Annotated in this window: 11 protein-coding genes and 2 tRNA genes; 6 read left to right on the top strand and 7 right to left on the bottom strand. The window is 56.4% G+C overall.

The genetic code is table 11. The features are described 5' to 3' along the window. Nucleotides 1-168: 168 nt before the first annotated feature. A complete protein-coding gene (locus tag H7F20_RS12965) occupies nt 169-1,119 on the top strand; it encodes an alpha/beta hydrolase (RefSeq protein ID WP_185786593.1) in 951 nt (316 codons plus the stop codon). 385 nt (nt 1,120-1,504) lie between these two features. On the opposite strand, the gene H7F20_RS12960 is transcribed toward H7F20_RS12965, so the two are convergent. The 4 genes from H7F20_RS12960 to H7F20_RS12945 all read right to left on the bottom strand — a co-directional run bounded on the left by H7F20_RS12960 (nt 1,505) and on the right by H7F20_RS12945 (nt 6,492). Beyond that, a tRNA-Pro gene (locus tag H7F20_RS12960) sits at nt 1,505-1,582 on the bottom strand. Between the two features lie 76 nt (nt 1,583-1,658). Next, nucleotides 1,659-1,742, bottom strand: a tRNA-Ser gene (locus H7F20_RS12955). A 175-nt stretch (nt 1,743-1,917) separates the two neighbouring features. Then, nucleotides 1,918-4,245 (bottom strand): TonB-dependent receptor plug domain-containing protein, encoded by a 2,328-nt coding sequence (locus H7F20_RS12950; protein ID WP_185786592.1) that lies wholly within the window; start codon nt 4,243-4,245, stop codon nt 1,918-1,920. A 198-nt stretch (nt 4,246-4,443) separates the two neighbouring features. After that, on the bottom strand, nt 4,444-6,492 hold the full coding sequence (locus H7F20_RS12945; RefSeq protein ID WP_185786591.1) for an HD family phosphohydrolase: 2,049 nt from the start codon (nt 6,490-6,492) through the stop codon (nt 4,444-4,446). 118 nt (nt 6,493-6,610) lie between these two features. Here H7F20_RS12945 and H7F20_RS12940 point away from each other — a divergent pair, with 118 nt between their 5' ends. Both H7F20_RS12940 and H7F20_RS12935 read left to right on the top strand, forming a co-directional pair. Further along, the gene (locus tag H7F20_RS12940; RefSeq protein ID WP_185786590.1) at nt 6,611-7,786 is read left to right on the top strand and encodes an acetyl-CoA C-acyltransferase; all 1,176 of its coding nucleotides are present in this window, start codon (nt 6,611-6,613) and stop codon (nt 7,784-7,786) included. A gap of 21 nt (nt 7,787-7,807) precedes the next feature. Further along, nucleotides 7,808-8,560, top strand: coding sequence for an NlpC/P60 family protein (locus tag H7F20_RS12935; protein WP_185786589.1), 753 nt, complete (start codon nt 7,808-7,810; stop codon nt 8,558-8,560). A 50-nt stretch (nt 8,561-8,610) separates the two neighbouring features. On the opposite strand, the gene H7F20_RS12930 is transcribed toward H7F20_RS12935, so the two are convergent. After that, nucleotides 8,611-9,873 (bottom strand): tetratricopeptide repeat protein, encoded by a 1,263-nt coding sequence (locus tag H7F20_RS12930; protein WP_185786588.1) that lies wholly within the window; start codon nt 9,871-9,873, stop codon nt 8,611-8,613. Nucleotides 9,874-9,909: 36 nt separating this feature from the next. After that, nucleotides 9,910-12,441 (bottom strand): DNA gyrase subunit A, encoded by a 2,532-nt coding sequence (gyrA, locus tag H7F20_RS12925; protein WP_185786587.1) that lies wholly within the window; start codon nt 12,439-12,441, stop codon nt 9,910-9,912. Nucleotides 12,442-12,702: 261 nt separating this feature from the next. Here gyrA and H7F20_RS12920 point away from each other — a divergent pair, with 261 nt between their 5' ends. Beyond that, the gene (locus H7F20_RS12920) at nt 12,703-15,255 is read left to right on the top strand and encodes an ATP-dependent Clp protease ATP-binding subunit (protein ID WP_185786586.1); all 2,553 of its coding nucleotides are present in this window, start codon (nt 12,703-12,705) and stop codon (nt 15,253-15,255) included. Between the two features lie 190 nt (nt 15,256-15,445). Beyond that, nucleotides 15,446-15,859, top strand: a complete 414-nt coding sequence (locus H7F20_RS12915) for an STAS/SEC14 domain-containing protein (protein ID WP_185786585.1) — start codon at nt 15,446-15,448, stop codon at nt 15,857-15,859. Between the two features lie 11 nt (nt 15,860-15,870). Here H7F20_RS12915 and H7F20_RS12910 read toward each other — a convergent pair whose 3' ends face one another. Continuing rightward, nucleotides 15,871-17,415 carry an NAD(P)H-hydrate dehydratase gene (locus H7F20_RS12910; RefSeq protein ID WP_185786584.1) on the bottom strand — a complete coding sequence of 515 codons (1,545 nt, stop codon included), beginning with the start codon at nt 17,413-17,415 and terminating at the stop codon, nt 15,871-15,873. Between the two features lie 313 nt (nt 17,416-17,728). Between H7F20_RS12910 and thrA the strand changes: the two genes are divergently transcribed. Then, nucleotides 17,729-20,167, top strand: a complete 2,439-nt coding sequence (gene thrA / locus H7F20_RS12905; RefSeq protein WP_185786583.1) for a bifunctional aspartate kinase/homoserine dehydrogenase I — start codon at nt 17,729-17,731, stop codon at nt 20,165-20,167. Nucleotides 20,168-20,181: the final 14 nt, after the last annotated feature.

Genomic DNA, 20,181 nt, shown 5'->3' with positions numbered 1-20,181 from the left:
AATTCCGGATTACGCCTGCGGGCCATGATTACCTCCCTTCGGTGGGTGATCCTGTAAGGTAATGCATTTTACAACAGATCGTTAAGAGGGCTTTCTGATGAATTTTTTGGGGGAAATAAATGATTCGTGTAAAAAATACACTACATTAAGGGTTCAAATTATCGTGTCATGTCCTATCGTCTCAGAAACCTCCCCAGATCGCTCTCCTTTGTATTACTATTCCTTTTTGCGCTGCCCGTACTCGCACAGGATGGAACCATCTACCCGCTTGAGGCCCCGCCTGAACCGAAGGCCATCCCGCTCGGTACGGGAGGGGTCGATGACCAACCCGCCGGGGAGACCTGGTTTCGCCAATGGGGTGATCCCATGGCCCGCAACATTACCAGGGCAACCCTCACCCCCTTCCTGCCGGAACCCGGCAAGGCCAATGGTGCAGCTGTAATCGTCGCCCCCGGGGGAGGCTTCAGGTGGCTTTCCATGGGCAACGAAGGCTGGGAAGTTGCGGAGGCACTGGCAAAACAGGGAATCGCCGCGTTTGTGCTCAAGTACCGGCTCCATCCCACCCCCGAATCACTCGACGATTTCAGCGCCTGGATGAATCGCCCGCGCACGCCTCCAGCACCTGCTTCCGATGCGGATCAGGATACCCCGCCCCCGGGCCCGCCGCGAACGGATCTTTCCAACCAGCTGGAGGATGCCGAAGCGGCCTACGCGATGATCGTACAACGAGCCGGGGAATGGGGGGTTGATACGGACAGGATAGGCATGATCGGCTTTTCAGCCGGTGCCGGCCTCACCATGCATGCCACGCTGAATTCCGAAACCATGCGCCTGGCCTTTATCGGGCCGATCTATGGGGGTATGGGTCCCGTGGAAGTGCCTGAGGATGCCCCGCCCATGTTCAACGTAATAGCTACCGATGATTTTCTTTTCAGGGGGCAGTTTGGCGTCATCGATTCCTGGTTTAAAGCGGGCAAACCGGTAGAATTCCACCTGTACCAGAACGGGGGTCATGGCTTTGGGCTGGGAAACCCGAATCGGACCAGCAATCGCTGGTTTGATGCCTTTATCCACTGGTTGGGTGTCAATGGGTTTCTGACGGCTGCCCCGGGTGGTTGAAAGTCGATTTGTACCTGCCCGGATTTCCCCTTTTTCGGGTGAATCAGTGTAGGTGTAGGTCTCCTGGGAATCCGAATAGCGCCCGTGGTCCAGGATTACCACCCTGCGGTCGGTGATCCTGATGGGGGAGTGAATCAGGAAAATCCAATCCGGGCCAAGCTGGCCCGGATGTCTTGTTCATTTGTACCAGTAAGAAAGTAAGCCGGAGGAGGCCCGTGACACAGGATTACCTCCCTGCGGTCGGTGATCCTGATGGGGGGTGATTCAGGAAAATCCAATCCGGGCCAAGCAGGCCCGGATGTCTTCTTAATTTGCACCAGCCTGCAAGTAAACTTGCGGCTTTTTGCAAATGAAAAATCCAACCACTTTTGTGATTGGATTTTCCTGGTCGGGGTGGCAGGATTCGAACCTGCGGCCTCCTGCTCCCAAAGCAGGCGCGATAACCGGGCTACGCTACACCCCGAAAAACAAATTCCAAATCCCGAATTCCAATTCGAAACCAGGGGTTTGGAATTTAAATGGCCCCTGAAGGGACCTTGCGGAGAGACTGGGATTCGAACCCAGGCGACGGTTACCCGCCGACAGATTAGCAATCTGCTCCGTTACCACTCCGGCACCTCTCCTCACACAGAACCGCTTGGTTCAAATGCGGATGCAAATGTAGTTTTTCATGGAGAGTGACGCAACTTTTCGACCTGTTTTTTGATGGGGTATGATACACTGTCAGGGTTGCGGCCGGTTTCCGCATCAGACAGCGGGGTTTTAGCGTTTAGTATTTCCAATCCTCCGCCGCCGATACTAGAAGGCCTGCCTTATAGCGCCCGAGGCACCTTCCGGGGTTACGCCCATGGCCGTAACCCACACCCGCGTATAATTTGCCGGGCTCGTAAAGCGCACAACGGCTTCCCCATTGGCATCGGTTTTAACGCTGGGATTCCAGTACAGGGCCTTGGGGGTGCCGGACTGCCTGCGGCCCTTTACGATCGCAGTCATGCCCGGTTCAAACTCAATGGGGGGCTCGAAGCCCCTGAACTGGATGGAAGCTTCCTTCCTCCGGATGTAATCCATCCCGGAACCATTGCGGGTGTACAGGAGGAAAGCACCTCCTGCCCCGCGGGCCCCGAATATGGCCGCATCCGGCCCGGAGACCAATTCGATTCGCTCAATTTCCGAGTAAGGAATCATCCCGAAAGGATGGTTCTCCATCCCCTGCCCCTGCAATACCAGTCCGTCAACGACCCAGAGAACTGGAGCCATAGTGCCCGTGATTCGCATGGGCAGGGTGATCCTGGGATTCATATTGAAATCGCCGGTTACGGTAACCCCCGGGATCCGGGACATCAATATTTCGGTAGGCACCGGGCGCTCCGGGTCCTGGTAGGCGGTGGCATCCGGGGTTATATTATACAGGGAAGGGCTCCCTTTGGATTCCGATTTTTTGCCCTGAACCACCGCCTGGTTCAACCGGATCAGCCCAGCCGTATCAATCTCGGTCCAGGGTGTGGTTTCCACCTGCTGGTCCCGCTTGCGCCTGGATGATTCCAAGCCGGCAGCCATGCTTGTTGAGCGGATTTCATCATGGATAGGTTCAATCTGTACCAGGTTACTGCGCGTATCTTCTCCCCGGGTCCTGAATATCAAAGGGGTTTTTCCGAAAAAATGCAAATCCTTCAAAGTCAGTATGCCGGATGCGTCTGTGCGGACCTCCTGCATGAGCAAGGTGGAATCGTTGGAGGCTAATACCTGAATCGGAGTGTTCAGCAGGAGTTTATTGTTCAGGTCATAGGCATAACCGATCAGTTCCAGGCCTTTCTGAACCGGATATCGGATGGCTTCCGGGTATTCCTTCGGGACCGGCTGGGCCAGGGTTTGCAGGTCCCGAAGGAAGCGGTCCTTCCTGGAGGGCATCGGACTGGCCGGGAGCCTGCTCCCAAAAGGCCCGCATTCCTCCGGGCCGGACAGGGTTCCGTCAGTCACGGAAAATGATATTTTGGTTTGGACCGGGTTACCGGCGGCATCGGTAACCCGAAGCCGGAAGGCAGCCTCCTCCCCTTCTTGCAAGTAGGTTGCCAGGGGCACTATCGAGATATCCAGGGCACGGTTTTCATCAAGCAGCACCGGGCGGCTGGCCCAAACTTCCCCGTCAAGGTCCAGGAGCTCCAGTTCCAGGACCCCGGAAGGCATTGCCTCCGTGGCGATCTCCAGGTTTGCTTCCAGTTCCTTCCCGATTTCGAGCTCCCGTACCATGATGGTCTGGTTGCCGACGGATGCGCGCAACCGCATGGTTTTGTTCACACGATCTGCGGTAGCCCTGAGGCGTACGCGGATCAGGTGGCGTTCCAGGTTGTTTATTTGGAGGGCGTACCCACTGGTATTCGCTTCCGGGATGGCAAATCTACGTCGGTCTTCCAGCTCCAGATAATACGGGCCTTCATTTCCCGGGTTAAAAAGGGCCATCCCCAATCCTTCTCCATAGGCCTGCACTGGCACGGAAATCGTGCCTGTAGCATTCGTGATCCGTCCATTGGGCGCCACAGGGCAACCGGTAACATCTTCCATTTTAATGACCATCTTGTTGTTGATGCCCCGGAGCAATTGTCCGCCTTCCGGGTAGAAAACTGGATTACCGGACAATGCCTGATCCTGTAAGGTTTCCGTTCCGGATGTGATGCGGAGGGGTTGCAGGTAAAAGCTGGTTGGGCCGTAGTTTTGCATCCACCGGGTATAAGCCCGGATCGTATAGGAGGCTGCACTTAATTTTTCGGGTATTTCCAGGGCGCCTTCGCTAACCCCCGACTCGACCGGATACATCTGGGTGCTCACCAGGGCGCCGGTTGGGTCCAGCAGTTCCACGCGGAGGACTTTGCTGGCACTCACCCGTTGCCGGTAGGGGCCCGTGGTCAGGTAGGCCTTGAAAAACAAGTGCTCACCGGGGGCGGCCACACTTCGGTCCGTGTGCAGGGTCACCCGTTCCTGCCGCTGCACCAGGGAATCCAGGACACCGCTGCCCTTGATGCCGGGAACCGGCGGGTCCCCCCAGTTGGCCGCCAGGGAGTCACGCTGGGCCGCGAGATTGGGCATGAAGAAGATGAGAAGGATCAGGACTTGAAATAGAAACGATCGCATATCTTGAGTATTTCCATGAAACACCTCAAAAATTAGCCCAGAAATCCCAATTATACTGAAAAATTAAAGTTTTTATGCTTTTTCCTGTTAAAAGTGCCATCCGGACTTTCAAGAAAGCATAGTTTCCCGCCTTTTGCAATGCTTCCCAATTTGTAGAACAAGTCAGGGATCTCTGCAGACCAGGACGCCCTTGGGGACTTATTCCGGATACTCCACGCGGAGGTGGTAGATGTTGGTGAGGCGTTGTTTGAGTACCTTCTTGACCGTTTCGATCTCCTTGAAGGTGATGTCCGCGTTGAGGAACTGGCCGGCCTGCATCTGCCCCCCGATAATCTTGTCGACGAACTCGTCGATGATCAGGTAGGTCGGGTTGACCAGGCTCTTGGAGGCTGCCTCCACGGAATCGGACATCATCAGGATAGCGGTTTCCTTTGAGAAGGGGATGGGGCCCGGGTAGCGGAAATCCTTTTCATCTACTTCATCCCCGTCGCGCTCGCGGGCTTTCTTGTAAAAGTAATAAACCATGGTGGTGCCGTGGTGGGTACGGATAAAATCGATGATGCGGTCCGGGATATTCTGCTTGCGGGCGAGTTCGATCCCCTCGATCACGTGTTTGATGATGATGCGGGCGCTCTTTTCGGGCGGCAGCTCGTCGTGAGGGTTGATGTTGGTGATCTGGTTCTCGGTAAAGTACGTGGGGTTGTTCATCTTGCCGATGTCGTGGTAAAGGGCCCCGACCCTTACCAGCATGGCATTGGCACCGATCTCGTTCGCGGCTGCCTCGGCCAGGTTGGCCACCTGCAGGGAGTGGTTGAAGGTGCCGGGGGCCTTGTTGGAAAGTTCCTTCAGCAACCGGGAATTCGTGTCGGACAATTCCAGTAGGGAAACATCCGAAACCATGCCGAACATCTTCTCGTAGATATAGATCAGCGGCTGTACAAAGAGCGTGATCATGCCGTTGAGGAGGAAAAACCCGAAATTCACCCAGATGACGTTTTCCAGGTTGCCCTCGTGGATGATGTGGAAGGCAAAGTACCCCAGGATATAGATCAGCGTGATCTGACCGACGGAGATAAAGAGGTTGGCCCGCTTGTAGAGCTCGGATACCGTGAGGATGGTGACGATTCCCGCAATGATCTGTAAAAAGATATACTCGAAGCTGTTGGGCACCACAAAACCGAGGATGAGCACCGTAAGCACATGCACGAACAACCCGAGGCGGGCGTCGAAGAATGTTTTTAGGATCAGCGGCAGGATGCAGAGGGGTACCACAAATACAAGGGCTTCGTTGTACTTGACGACAAAAGTGGTCAGGAAGACCATCACCAGGATGTTGAAAAAGATAAAGGTCACCTTTACGTTGTTCCGGAATACCTCGGGCCGGTACCGCTTTAAAAACAGGAGGAGCATGATCAGCACCAGGGCCACCAGGATCGTATAGCCGGAAAGGATAAAGTAATAGTTGTTGGCGTTCCAGAGTTCTGACTCGTACTCCGTCCGGAGGGACTCCAGTTTTTTCAGGTTCTCCCCTTCCACCACTTCGCCTTTGGCAACGATCAGGGCCCCTTCGTCCACATTCCCGCGGGTCAGTGAAATACCCGACAGCTGGTTGCGAAGTTCCTGCCCCGTCAGGTCCTGGTCCAGGGTAACGTTGGGTTCGGCAACCCGGAAAAGGAGTTCCTGGAATTCGGAGCGGTTGGCCGATATCCCCGAGGATTCCAGCAGGTTGCGCACGGTGTTGCGCAAATCGCCCGACTTGTAGATGCTGTCAAATTGGACGCGCCGGGCCTGGTTGTCGCGCACCAGGTAAACCTCTCCCCTGAGCGGCGGGTTGGTGCCATCCCAGATGCCCCGGGTATACAGGCTGTCCAGTACGCCCCGTCCCCGCTGGCGCAAAACCTCCAGCTGACGGGTGGAATACCCGGAACCCGGAAAGTACTCCGGGAACAGGTTCTCATAGGCCCGGTAGACCCCCCGGGCGGTTTCCGTGTCGAAGCGGTAATACGGAATCTGGTCGCGCTGGAACTGCTGGCGTTCGGCCTGTAGCTCGGCATCCGTCTTCCGGATGGAAAAGTCAAAGGGCGCGTAGAGGTTTTCGTATTGCCAGGGCTTGCCCTTCTGGAATTCGTATTTGAACTGCCCTCCCTTGGGGAAGAAAAAAACGATGGCGCCGATCGTAAAAAAGTAGAGGACGTACTTATAGATCAGGGACTGCGATCGGTAGAAGGTATCCAGCGTTTTTGGCATGAAGCGCGGTTGTATCGACCAAAAATAGAAAAAACCCTTGGCATCTCGGGGCTTTTGGCCCGGAAGTAATCGGGTCCGGTATTAAATTCGTATTTTCGTGCGTACCAAAACGGAACAAATGAAAGAGGTAGTTGTGGTTGCGGCAGTACGCACGCCTATCGGAAGTTTTATGGGGGGCCTCTCGTCGGTGCCTGCCCCCAGGCTGGGCGCTACGGCCATTAAGGGAGCCCTGGATTCCATCGGGCTGGAGCCCTCCCGGGTAGAGGAAGTACTCATGGGCCATGTGGTGCAGGCGGGCGCAGGACAGGCGCCCGCAAGGCAGGCCGCCATCTATGCGGGAATACCCGATACGGTCCCCTGCACCACGGTGAACAAGGTATGTGCATCCGGGATGAAGGCTGTAATGCAGGCAGCCCAGAGCATCGCCCTCGGAGACCGTTCCATCGTTGTGGCGGGCGGTATGGAAAACATGAGCCTGATCCCGCACTACGTCCACATGCGAAATGGCCATAAATTCGGGCCGGCCACCCTGGAAGACGGCATGCAGCGGGACGGGTTGGTCGATGCCTATGACCAGCAGGCCATGGGGGTCTGCGCAGACGCCTGTGCAGCCGAATACAAATTCAGCCGCGAGGAGCAGGATGCTTTTGCGGTCCAATCCTACCAGCGTTCAAAAACTGCATGGGAAGCGGGTAAATTTAAGGACGAGGTGGTTCCCGTGGAAGTGCCTCAACGACGGGGGGAACCTGTCATTGTGAGCGAAGACGAAGAATTCCGGAATGTGAAAATGGAGAAAATCCCCCAGTTGCGTCCGGCTTTCAGCAAGGACGGTACGGTCACTGCAGCCAATGCCTCCACCATCAACGACGGGGCGGCCGCCCTGGTGCTGATGAGCGCAGAAAAGGCCCGCGAATTGAGCTTGGAACCCCTGGTGCGGATCCGCAGCTACGCCGACGCCGCCCATGAACCGAAGTGGTTTACCACGGCCCCCGCCAAGGCATTGCCCCTGGCGCTGGAGAAGGCCGGACTGAGCCTTTCGGATATCGACTACTTTGAATTCAATGAAGCCTTCAGCGTGGTAGGGCTGGCCAATATCAAGCTCCTGGGGCTGAGCGATAAAAACGTGAACATCCACGGGGGAGCCGTTTCCCTGGGTCATCCGCTGGGTTGCTCCGGGGCACGGATTACCGTAACCCTTATCCACATCCTGCGTCAGCAGCAGGCAAAACTGGGGGCCGCCGCCATCTGCAACGGAGGCGGTGGCGCTTCGGCAATCGTTTTAGAAAGGCCCTGACCCCGGCCCCGCTCCAGTACCATGCGCTACGGAATCTGCCCATTAAGCCTAGTACCCGTTTACGAATCGCCCGAAGGAACGGCTTCTTTGCGGAGCCAGTTGCTGTTTGGCGAATGTTTTAAAATTCTGGAATCCCGCAAGGTTTGGAGCCGGATCCGTGTCCGGCTGGACCAAACGGAAGGCTGGGTCCGCAACGACCAGCTGCTGGAACTTACCGAGGAACAATATACCTCCTCCCCCAGCGGCACCTCCGCGGGATGCGCCGCAGACCTGATCGGGCACAGCTGTACCCGCGAGGGCTTGCTGCTGCCGGTCCTCCTGGGTTCTGATGCTCACAATGCCCCCCTGCTCGGGCAACATTTCGAAGGTACGAGCTTTAACCCCTCGGAAGGACGGGACCAATTGATCCGCACTGCATTGATGTACCTCAACAGCCCGGAAATGGCCGGGGGGCGCTCCCCGTTTGGAATTGACGCCGGGGGCCTGGCCCAAATGGTCTACAAATGCTGTGGCGTAGCGCTCCGGCGCACGCCTTCGGAACAGGCCGCAGAGGGAACTGCCCTGAGTTTCATAGAAGAAAGCCTGCCCGGGGACCTCGCCTTTTTCGACGGGCCGGACGGGCAGATCAACCATGTGGGTCTCATCATGAAGGACAATTATATCATCCACGCCTTCGGCCGGGTCCGCATCGACCGAATTGACCACAGCGGTATATTCAACAGCGAATTGCGCAACTACACCCACCCGCTGCGGGTCATCAAAAAAATCCTTTAATAAAAAACCCCGGCCAGAAGCCGGGGTTTTTTGCGAGGGTTTGCTGGACCTTATTCTCCCAACAGCTTTTTGATCCGCATAAAGTTCTCATTGTCGCCCATGGCGCCATAGATGTTTTTAAGCTGGGTCAGGACGCTCTGGTTGTCCGGGTTTACCTTCAGGGCAGCTTCCAGGACTTCGGCACCCTTCATAAAGAGGCTGTCCTTCTGTTCCTTCAGTTCGTCGTATTTCTTTATATCCGCCTGGGACGTCCCGAGGGCATTCATGTCATCGATCAGGGCGTTGCCTTCGTTCACATAGGTGGTTGACAGGTTCAACTGGGCGTTCACATAGCCGGGGTTGATCTCAATTGCGCGCTCATAGGCGTCACGGGCTTCCTCGGTGTTCCCCATTTCCATGTTGATCACCCCGATGTTGTAATAGAGGTCCGGGTTGTCCGGCGCCATGGAGGCAGCCTCTGCCATCAGGTCGCGGAAAGTCTCCTTGTCGCCCATTTGGTAGTACAGGTTGGCCTCGTTGAGCACGAGGTTCACATCGTCCGGGTTGTCGGCACGCGCGTCCTTGTAGGCTTCCAGGGCCTCTTCATTCCTGCCGAGTTGGGTATAGATCAGCGCCATGTTCTTTACGATCTCGGCTTTTTTGGAAGGTTCCTTCTCATCCACCGGGTTTGCGTACGTCCCCGACTTGACCATCAGGTCCCGCTGGGCCTTGTTCATTTCCTCCACTTCACCGGTTTCGACGTTAGTCGCCTTGTAAACCATGCCGCTTCCGTCGTAGCCGACTTCCTTGAGTTCCTTGTAGAAATCCAGGGCCCGCTCGTAATTCCCGCCATTGACGGCGCTACTCGCGGCGTAGTACAGGTAGATGGTATCCTGGGGGCTAATCTGGTAGCTCAGGTAGAGCTTCTCAGCCGCAGCGTCGAAATTTTTAGCGTTGTTGTCATCCACCGCGGAGTTCACCAGGTCGGCGGAAATCGCCTTCAGGCGTTGCTTGGCTTCATCCGAGTAGCGCTGCTTGCCGCTCTGCTCCTCGATCGCAACGGTTTTCTTGAAGGAAGCAATTGCCTCGTCAAAGGCTTCGTTGTTCCCTTTTGCCGCCAGGTCTGCATATACCCGGCCCTTGAGCAGGTAGTACTCGGCCTGTAGCCGTTCGTCTTCGCCGGCAATAACGCCCTGGACCGCATCCAGGCTGGCCTTGGCACCAGCCGTATTTCCATCCTTGAGTGCCTTCTCGGCATCCCGGATCTCAGATTTCTGTGCAAATCCGACAGTCCCTAAAATCAGGGCTGCCAATACAATCATTCTAGTTTTCATCAAAAAAAGTATTTGTGCAAATTTAGTGTTTATCATTTATTCTTCGGATTCCGCACCATCAGTATCAAGAGCCGTGCCATCTTCGGCATCCACCTCGATATTCAGGATATCCGCGTCATCCAGGTCATCCTCGTCTTTCATGACCTTGGCAACCGCGGCAATGGAGTCGTTATCCCGCAGGTTGATCAGTTTTACGCCCTGGGTGGCGCGACCCATGGTCCGCAGGTCTTCCACGCTCATGCGGATGGCAATCCCCGATTTGTTGATGATCATCAGGTCGTCCGAGTCGGAGACATTCTTGATCGCTACCAGGCCGCCGGTCTTTTTGGAGATGGAGATGGTCTTTACGCCCTTGCCTCCACGGTTCGTGACCCGGTAGTCTTCGATGCTGGAACGCTTGCCATAGCCGTTTTCGGAAACCACCAGGATGTCGTCGTCAAAGTTGTTGACGCTCACCATACCGACCACTTCGTCCTTGTCATCGGCCAGGGTGATCCCCCGGACACCGGAGGCACTCCGGCCCATCGGACGGGTCTTGCTCTCTTCGAACCGGATCGCTTTCCCGGACTTGAGCCCGAGGAAGATCTGGCTGGAACCGGTGGTAAGCCTGGCTTCGAGCAACTCGTCGCCCTCCCGTATGCCAATAGCGATAATCCCATTCTGGCGGGGGCGGGAATACTGCTCCAGGGAGGTCTTCTTGACCACCCCTTTCTTGGTCGCCATAATGACGTAGTGGCTGTTGACGTATTCCTCGTCCTTGAGGTCCTGGGTACAGATAAAAGCCTTGACCTTATCGTCCTGGGCAATATTTATCAGATTCTGGATGGCACGGCCCTTGGAGGTCCGGCTGCCTTCCGGGATTTCGAATACCCGCAACCAGTAACACTGGCCCTGTTGGGTAAAGAACAGCATGTACTGGTGGTTGGTTCCCACAAACAGGTGTTCCAGGAAATCCTCGTTCCGTGTGGAGGAGGCCTTCTGGCCTACGCCCCCGCGGTTCTGGGTCTTGTATTCCGTCAGCGGCGTCCGCTTGATGTACCCGGCATGGGAAATGGTAATGACCACCTGCTCGTCCGGGATCATGTCCTCGATGCTGAGGTCCCCGCCGGCATAGTTGATCTCGCTGCGGCGCTCGTCCCCGTATTTGTCCCGCACCTCCTGCAATTCCTGCTTGATGATTTCCATCCGCCGTTCTTCCCGGGCAAGGATGTCTTTAAGGTCTTCGATGGTTGCCAGCACCTCCTCGTATTCGGTGCGGAGCTTGTCCTGCTCCAGCCCGGTCAGCTGGCGCAGGCGCATCTCCACGATGGCACGCGCCTGAACCTCGCTCAGTTCAAACCGCTTGATGAGGTTTTCCCGGGCATCCTCTGCGTTGGCGCTGCCCCGGATAATGGCAATGACCTCGTCGATATTGTCCGAGGCGATGATGAGCCCTTCCAGGATGTGCGCCCGTTCCTCGGCCTTTTTCAGTTCGAATTCGGAACGGCGGACCACTACTTTGTGACGGTGGTCCACAAAATGCCCGATCATCTCCTTGAGGTTCAGCAATTCGGGCCGACCAGCTACCAGGGCGATGTTGTTTACGCTGAATGAGGATTGGAGGGCGGTGTACTTGTAAAGGGTGTTCAGGACGATGTTCGGGATGGCGTCCCGTTTCAGCATATATACAATCCGCATCCCTTTGCGGTTGGATTCGTCCCGGATCGTGGCGATCCCCTCGATTTTCTTTTCGTTGATCAGGTCGACGGTCTTTTTGATCATGTCCGCCTTGTTGACCTGGTACGGGATTTCAGTGACCACGATGCACTCCCGGCCCTGTACTTCCTCAAAGCTGGCCTTGGCGCGCATGACTACGCGGCCGCGACCGGTCTCAAAGGCTTCCTTTACGCCGTCGTACCCGTAAATGACCCCCCCGGTGGGGAAGTCCGGCGCCTTGATGTGCTGCATCAGGCCCTCTATGGTGATTTCCCTGTCATCGATATAGGCGATGGTGCCATCCACCACTTCCGACAGGTTGTGGGGGGGCATGTTGGTAGCCATCCCCACGGCAATACCGGATGCACCGTTTACCAGCAGGTTCGGGATACGTGTGGGCAGAACCGTCGGCTCCTCCAGCGAATCGTCAAAATTGAGTTGGTGGTCAACGGTTTCCTTGTCGATATCGGCCAGCATCTCCTCGGCGATCTTGCGCATGCGCGCTTCCGTATACCGCATGGCCGCCGGGCTGTCGCCGTCGATGGAACCAAAGTTTCCCTGGCCGTCCACCAGCATGTACCGGAGGCTCCAGTCCTGGGCCATACGCACCATGGTATCGTAAACAGAGGAATCCCCGTGCGGGTGGTATTTACCCAAAACCTCCCCGACAATACGGGCGGATTTCTTGTGGGCGCTCGAAGACCGGACCCCCAGTTCGTGCATGCCGTAGAGGACACGCCGGTGAACCGGTTTCAGGCCGTCCCGAACATCTGGCAGGGCACGTGACACAATGACCGACATCGAGTAGTCGATGTAGGCCGATTTCATCTCATCTTCTATATTAATCGGAATCAGTTTCTCTCCTTCCGCCATAGCTGAATCGGGCTTGTGTTTTTGTGGTTAAAAAATCATGCCAATATACGTAAAAAGGACCCTTTCGAGGCAGGTTGCGCAGCTTTTATTAAAGTTTTTATCAACAGAAAACACCCTGTGTATTTTTAATAAAATCCCTGTTAATAATTTTGCACTTCCTTGTTTTTTTCGTCATTTAGGGAAGCTTTATCGAATATAGGTACGGTATTTGACGTTCTTATGATAAGTTTTACTAATTTTAAAGTTGAATACGGAGGATATATGGATGATAATTTTTCACCGCGAGTAAAAGATGTAATTGCTTATAGCAAGGAGGAGGCATTGCGCTTGGGGCACGACTTCATCGGGACGGAACACCTGATGCTGGGCCTGCTGCGCGACGGGAACGGGAAGGCAATCAGCATACTCGATGCGCTGGACGTGGACCTGGACCACCTGCGCAGGAAGGTGGAGATCCTCTCCCCGGCAAACCCGGACGCGGGTTCCCAACCCAAGGACAAAAAGAACCTGCACCTGACCCGGCAGGCAGAACGCGCCCTGAAGACGACCTTCCTGGAGGCCAAGCTTTTCCAGAGTTCGTCCATCAACACGGCGCATTTGCTGCTGTGTATCCTCAGGAACGAGAACGACCCGACCACCAAACTGCTGCACAAGCTGAAGGTGGACTACGACGGGGTCAAGGAGCAATTCAAAAGCATGATTACCAGCGACGACGACTATACGGACAGCCCGACTTCGGAATCCTTCCCGAGCGATTCGGACGACACGGGCGAAAGCAAGGAAGGCACTTTTTCAGGGGGCGCTGCCCAGAAGGGCAATAAAAAATCCAAAACCCCCGTGCTGGATAACTTTGGCCGCGACCTCACCCGCCTGGCCGAGGAAAACAAACTCGACCCCGTAGTGGGCCGGGAGAAGGAAATCGAGCGGGTCTCCCAGATCCTGAGCCGCCGTAAAAAGAACAACCCGCTGCTGATCGGGGAACCCGGGGTGGGCAAGAGCGCCATCGCCGAAGGCCTCGCCCTGCGGATCATCAACAAGAAGGTTTCCCGCATCCTCTACAATAAGCGCGTGGTGACCCTGGACCTGGCCTCCCTGGTTGCCGGGACCAAATACCGCGGGCAGTTCGAGGAGCGGATGAAGGCCGTGATGAACGAACTCGAGAAAAACGACGACGTTATCCTGTTCATTGACGAAATCCACACCATTGTAGGCGCCGGCGGCGCCACGGGAAGCCTGGATGCCTCCAACATGTTCAAACCGGCCCTGGCACGTGGTGAAATCCAGTGTATCGGGGCTACCACCCTGGACGAGTACCGGCAGTATATCGAGAAGGACGGGGCCCTGGAGCGCCGCTTCCAGAAGGTGATGGTCGAGCCCACCACCGTGGAGGAAACCATCGAAATCCTCCGGAATATCCGCGGCAAATACGAAGACCACCACAACGTAAATTATACCGAAGAAGCCCTGGTAGCCTGCGTGAAGCTTACCAACCGCTATATGACCGACCGTTTCCTTCCGGACAAGGCCATCGATGCCCTGGACGAGGCCGGGTCGCGGGTACACATCATCAATATGGACGTTCCCAAACAAATCCTTGAGCTGGAAAAACAGCTCGAAGAAGTGCGGGAACTCAAGAACAGCGTGGTCAAAAAACAGCGCTATGAGGAAGCTGCCAAACTGCGGGACGACGAGAAGCGACTGGAAAAAGAACTGTCCACCGCCCAGGAAAAATGGGAGGAAGACAGCAAGATGCACCGGGAAACCGTATCGGAGGACAACGTCGCTGACGTGGTTTCCATGATGAGCGGCATCCCCGTCAACAAAATTGCCCAGACCGAAAGCAACAAACTGGCCGAACTCCCGCAACTGATCAAAAACAGCGTGATCGGGCAGGACGAGGCGGTAGCCAAGGTAGCCAAGGCCATCCAGCGGAACCGTGCAGGGCTCAAGGATCCCGACAAACCCATCGGAAGCTTTATCTTCCTGGGGCAGACCGGGGTCGGTAAAACCCAGCTCGCCAAGGTCCTGGCCAAGGAACTCTTCGACTCAGAGGATGCCCTGGTGCGGATCGACATGAGCGAGTACATGGAAAAATTTGCCATCTCCAGGCTGGTAGGTGCCCCTCCCGGGTACGTCGGCTATGAAGAAGGCGGGCAGCTCACCGAGAAGGTGCGCCGCAAGCCCTATTCCGTCATCCTGCTGGACGAGGTGGAAAAAGCGCACCCGGATGTATTCAATATGCTGCTGCAGGTCCTGGACGACGGGTTCCTGACCGACAGCCTGGGCCGCAAGATCGACTTCCGGAACACGATCATCATCATGACCTCGAACATCGGGGCCCGGCAGCTGAAGGATTTTGGACAGGGTGTTGGGTTTGGCACTGCGGCTAAAAAGTCCCAGGCCGATACGCACCACAAGAGCGTGATCGAAAATGCGCTGAAAAAGGCATTTGCCCCGGAATTCCTGAACCGGATCGACGACGTGATCGTATTCAACCCCCTGGAGCGGGAGCATATCCACCAGATCATCGAAATCGAACTCAAGAAACTGTACGACCGCATTGCGGATATCGGTTACAACCTGATCCTCACCGACAAGGCCCGCGATTACATCGCGGAGAAAGGCTTTGACAAAAAGTACGGGGCACGCCCCCTGAAAAGGGCCATCCAGAAATATATTGAGGATGCCCTGGCCGAGGAGATTGTCAACTCCAAACTCAACGAGGGGGACAATATCACCATGGACCTGGACGAGGAAAATGACAAACTGACCATCTCCATCAAAAAGCCGAGCAAGTCCTCCAAGGAGGCCTGAACCGACGTAGGAGAATACTGAAAAAGGGTCATCCAAAGATGACCCTTTTTTTTATCCCCCATGGGCTACCTGCGTAGGAAACCATCGACAGCAATTCGGGCCGGCTGCCGGTTAAACGATATTTATGTCGATCATCTAGTATTTTTCAATATGGCTGGCCGGTCATCTACATTCGTCTCAGACACACTATATGAATATGGGCAATAATACAGGACCGGCCAAGAAGACCGTGATCGTGCGGGAATACCTGCTCGATGTCGGGAAAATCCAGGTATTCGAGAACTACCTGGTGGCGATTTTCGACGAAGGCGCTACCCTGACGCTGGAACGGGTTTACCAGATTATCGGGATTTCCGAAATCCATTTCCGGGACAAATCCTTCGGGATTATAAGCCATCGCATCCATTCGTTCGCTATCGACCCGGTGGTGTACACCTACCTGCGGGAACTCGACAACCTGAAGGCGTATGCGATCGTATCCTCACGGGAAGTGGACATGCACAATTTCAATATTGAACGCATGTTCTACAAAAAACCCATGAAATTTTACATTGAATACCGGAATGCCCTGGATTGGGTCCGGCGCAGGGTAAAGGCTGCCTGAACCTGCGGAATTCAGCTCTCCTCCCCTTCCCCGGTTTCCGGGGGCGGGTTTACTGATTTAAGGTCCAGGAACGCGCTGCCTATCGCCCGGATAATACCCCGGGCCGTAAGGGATTCCTGCCCGCTGGATGCAGCCGCCAGGTCGCCCGCCCGCCCGTGGAGGTACACGCCAAAAACCGCCGCCTCCAATGGGGGATACCCCTGGGCGATCAGGGCCGTAAGCATACCGCAGAGCACGTCGCCGCTGCCGGCGGTAGCCATTCCCGGGTTGCCGCTGCTGTTGACAAACCCCTTTCCTTCCCCCAGGATCACCGTATAGGCACCCTTGATCAGCAGGATGCACTGGTGTTTTTTCGCAAAGTCGCGCGCCTTCGCCAATTTTTCAAAATCGTCCTTCCACTCCCCGATCAATCGTTGCAATTCCCCCGGATGCGGGGTTAGGATACTTCCGGGGGGCAAACCGGCAAGTGCTTCCGGTTGCGCGGCCAGGTTGTTGAGCCCGTCCGCATCGATCACGACAGGCCCGCCGAGCCGCCCCAGCCATTCCAGGAAAGCCTCCCGGGTCTGCGGGCCGGTCCCCATCCCCATGCCTACTCCAAAATGTCGGCCGGCATCCGGTTCGGGGAAGCTGTCGAGCCACTCTTCCTCCCGACAGGTTTGCACCATGATTTCCGGCAAGCCGGTTTGCAGGGGCAGGTACCCGCAGCGGGGCACCCAGGCCGTGACCAACCCCGCACCGGTATGCAGGCAGGCGCTGGCCGATAGGGAAACTGCACCTATTTTCCCGTAGGAACCGCCAACCATGCACACATGTCCGAAATTGCCCTTGTGGGTGAAGCGTTCCCTCGGGCGCAACAGGGACAGCGCCTCCGCCTTCCCGATCCATTCGAATTCGGCAGGTACCCCGGCCATGAATGCCCGGTCAAAACCGATGTCCAGGACGGCAAAATCATCTGAATAGATACCTGTCTGGGGCAGGAAAAGCACCAGCTTCGGGCTGCCTATGGTCAGGGTGAATTCCGCCCGGAAAACCCCTTCGGGGAATTCGGGAACGGCATCCATCTGCAAACCGGAGGGCAAATCAATGGCCAGCCGGAAAGCAGCGGACCCGTTGAGGTGGGCAATCAGTTCCCGAACCCAGGGGGCCGGGGGCCGGCTCAGCCCGATGCCGAAGATCGCATCCACCAGGATATCGGCCTCGCTTACGTCCGGCAGGGCGGAACTTTCATCCAGGGACTCGGGCCAGACCTTGCGCTGTTTGAGCCTTTCGAGGTTGACCAGGAAATCTTCGGAGCGTTTTTTGCTGTAGTTCACGAGGTAAACGCGCAGGTGGTAGCCGTGCTCGGCCAGGTGGCGGGCCAGGGCCAGGCCGTCCCCCCCGTTGTTCCCGGTGCCGCAGAAGATGGCGATCTGCACCGGGGCGCCCTGCAACCGGTTGTGCAGCCAGTTGAAGATGGAGACCGCAGCCCGCTCCATCAGCTCGGTACTGCTGATATCCTGGGCAGCCAGTGTTTGCTGGTCTGCCTGGTAGCTCTGGTCCTTGTTCAATATCTTCATGGCGGGTCCTTTTTTGCAGGGGATGACCGGGATCCCCGTTGAACGATTTGCGGTTATCCCTACAAAAGTAGCAGCTATCCGGAGGAAAACACAACAATCGGTGCGGACTTTGTAAAAATCGGGCATTTCCTTGCCCGGATATTGAAATGTGCTACTTTTGACAGGAGTAACGAAACGAATTCGCCATGCAAGCAGCATTAGCCGGTAGCACCTCCTTCCACCCCGGTACCACCACCCCCTGGGGGTAAGATCCTGTATTCCCTCCGGCCCAACCTGTATTGCAACCAGTTCTCAACTCCCTAAGTAACGCTTTATGAAAGTCCTGAAATTTGGCGGCAGCTCCGTAGCAAATGCCCAGGCCATTGTCGAAACCCGAAAAATCGTCTCCGCGGAAGGGGGCCCGGTGGCCGTGGTGGTATCCGCCCTGGGGGGAGTAACCGACTTGTTGCTGCGCACCGCCGCCCAGGCCGCTGCCCAGCAAACAGACTACCAGCAAGGCCTGGAATCCGTGGAGAAAAGGCATCTGGATGCCATTCGCGAATTGATCCCCCCGGCCCGTCAGGCGGGAGTGATCGGGCGGATAAAAACGGACCTGAACACCCTGGAAACCCTGCTCGAAGGGGCCTTCCTCATCGGGGAGACCACCCCCAAACTGCTCGACAAGATCGTGAGTTACGGGGAATTGCTCTCTTCTTTCCTGATTGCCGCATACTATGAAAGCCAGGGGCTGGTCGCCGTATTCCGGGACAGCCGGGAACTCATCGTCACCGATGGGGCCTTTGGCAATGCCCATGTGCGCATGGCTGCCAGCCGGGCCCGGATCCGCAAAGCCTTATTGGGCAATTCCGGTATCAGCGTACTACCCGGCTTTGTAGGCGCAACCGAAAACGGGGATACCACGACCCTGGGACGCGGGGGGTCGGATTACTCCGCTGCCATCATCGCGGCAGCCCTGGATGCGGGGGAACTCCAGATCTGGACCGACGTCAGCGGCATGTACACCGCCAACCCGCGTCTGGTCCGGCAGGCCAGGCCCATTCCACTGATTTCCTATGAGGAAGCCATGGAACTGTCACATTTCGGGGCCAAGGTCCTCTACCCGCCGACCATACAGCCGGCGCTGGAGGCCGGGATCCCGATCCGGATAAAGAACACCTTTGAGCCCGAAACCGAAGGGACGCTGATCCACGCGGGCGGGAATACGCAGGGACGGACCGTACGGGGTATCAGCCATGTGCCCGACATTGCGCTGGTCTCCCTGGAGGGTCCCGGCATGATCGGCATTCCCGGTATCAGCAAACGGTTTTTTGAAACGCTTTCCGATGCGGGCATCAGTATTATATTTATTACCCAGGCCTCCTCGGAACATTCCATTTGTGTCGGGATTGCCAGCGTCCACCTGCCGCGCGCCCTCGATGCAGTCAACCAGACGTTTGCCTATGAAATCGAAAGGCAGCTCATTAAACCCGCCCAGTCGGAAGACGGGCTGGCCATTATCGCACTGGTCGGCGACCAGATGAAACAGCACCAGGGACTCAGCGGGAAGATGTTCAGCGCCCTGGGCCGCAACAACGTAAATATCCGCGCTATTGCCCAGGGGGCCTCCGAGCGGAATATCTCGGCGGTCATCCGGGCGGAAGACGTAAAAAAGGCCCTGAACACACTCCACGAGGCATTTTTTGAGGAACAGGTAAAGCAATTGAACCTGTTTGTCATGGGGGTGGGCAACGTGGGTTCCCGCCTGCTCGCACAGATCGCCAACCAGCAGCGCGTATTGAAAAAGGAACTGCGGCTCAATATCCGGGTGGTGGGCATATCCAATTCCCGGAAGATGGTTTTTGATGCCGGGGGTTTGCCTGTGGCGGACTGGGCCCCGGCCCTTGAAAACGGGGAACCGGCTGACCTGGACGGGTTCTTCGCACGGGTCCGGGAACTCAACCTTCGCAATGCCATATTCATAGACAATACAGCCAGTGAAACCGTTTCCAGTAGGTATGCCGACTATTTGAAAAACAGCATCTCCGTGGTAACCTGCAACAAGATTGCCTGTTCCTCGGGGATTGAGGTGTACACCGAGCTCAAGCAACTGGCCCGGACCTACAACGCTCCCTTCCTGTTCGAAACGAATGTGGGCGCCGGCCTGCCTGTAATCGACACGCTCAAGAACCTCATCCTGTCCGGGGACCGGGTCCGGCGGATCCGCGCCGTTCTCTCCGGCAGCCTGAATTTTGTTTTCAACACCTATAAGGGGGAGGGTTCCTTTGCCGATACGGTGCGGGTGGCGGGTGAAGAAGGGTATACGGAGCCGGATCCGCGAATCGACCTGAGCGGTGTGGACGTCATGCGCAAAATCCTCATCCTGGCACGTGAAAGCGGCTATCCCCTGGACATGGAGGCCATCGAAAACGCCTCCTTCCTGCCCGCCGGTGCCCTGGAAGCGGGGAGCGTGGAGGACTTTTACCACGTACTGGAGCAGGAAGAGGCCCATTTCCGGAAACGCTACCAGCAGGCCGCCGCCAAAAACTGCAGGCTCAAATACGTGGCAAACCTGGATGACGGAAAGGCTTCTGTGGGCCTCGAAGAAATCCCTGAAGGACATGACTTTTACAACCTCAGCGGCAGCGATAACATCGTCCTGTTCTACACCGACCGCTACAGCGAACAGCCGCTGATCATCAAAGGGGCCGGTGCAGGCGCAGAGGTTACGGCCTCCGGGCTGTTTGCGGACATCATCAGAATTGGTAACTTCTAACGCCCCCGGCAACC

The organism is Robiginitalea sp. SC105 (assembly GCF_014243345.1).
In the GTDB taxonomy this organism is placed as follows: Bacteria; Bacteroidota; Bacteroidia; order Flavobacteriales; family Flavobacteriaceae; genus Robiginitalea.
The sequence above is the reverse complement of the archived record's forward strand: the minus strand, read 5'-3'. Positions and strand labels throughout refer to the sequence as shown.

What these genes read in the sequence shown, in the direction of transcription:
- H7F20_RS12965 (WP_185786593.1), top strand. Translation starts at nt 169, where the DNA reads ATGTCCTATCGTCTCAGAAACCTCCCCAGATCGCTCTCCTTTGTATTA.
- H7F20_RS12950 (WP_185786592.1), bottom strand. Translation starts at nt 4,245, where the DNA reads ATGCGATCGTTTCTATTTCAAGTCCTGATCCTTCTCATCTTCTTCATG.
- H7F20_RS12945 (WP_185786591.1), bottom strand. Translation starts at nt 6,492, where the DNA reads ATGCCAAAAACGCTGGATACCTTCTACCGATCGCAGTCCCTGATCTAT.
- H7F20_RS12940 (WP_185786590.1), top strand. Translation starts at nt 6,611, where the DNA reads ATGAAAGAGGTAGTTGTGGTTGCGGCAGTACGCACGCCTATCGGAAGT.
- H7F20_RS12935 (WP_185786589.1), top strand. Translation starts at nt 7,808, where the DNA reads ATGCGCTACGGAATCTGCCCATTAAGCCTAGTACCCGTTTACGAATCG.
- H7F20_RS12930 (WP_185786588.1), bottom strand. Translation starts at nt 9,873, where the DNA reads ATGAAAACTAGAATGATTGTATTGGCAGCCCTGATTTTAGGGACTGTC.
- gyrA (WP_185786587.1), bottom strand. Translation starts at nt 12,441, where the DNA reads ATGGCGGAAGGAGAGAAACTGATTCCGATTAATATAGAAGATGAGATG.
- H7F20_RS12920 (WP_185786586.1), top strand. Translation starts at nt 12,703, where the DNA reads ATGGATGATAATTTTTCACCGCGAGTAAAAGATGTAATTGCTTATAGC.
- H7F20_RS12915 (WP_185786585.1), top strand. Translation starts at nt 15,446, where the DNA reads ATGAATATGGGCAATAATACAGGACCGGCCAAGAAGACCGTGATCGTG.
- H7F20_RS12910 (WP_185786584.1), bottom strand. Translation starts at nt 17,415, where the DNA reads ATGAAGATATTGAACAAGGACCAGAGCTACCAGGCAGACCAGCAAACA.
- thrA (WP_185786583.1), top strand. Translation starts at nt 17,729, where the DNA reads ATGAAAGTCCTGAAATTTGGCGGCAGCTCCGTAGCAAATGCCCAGGCC.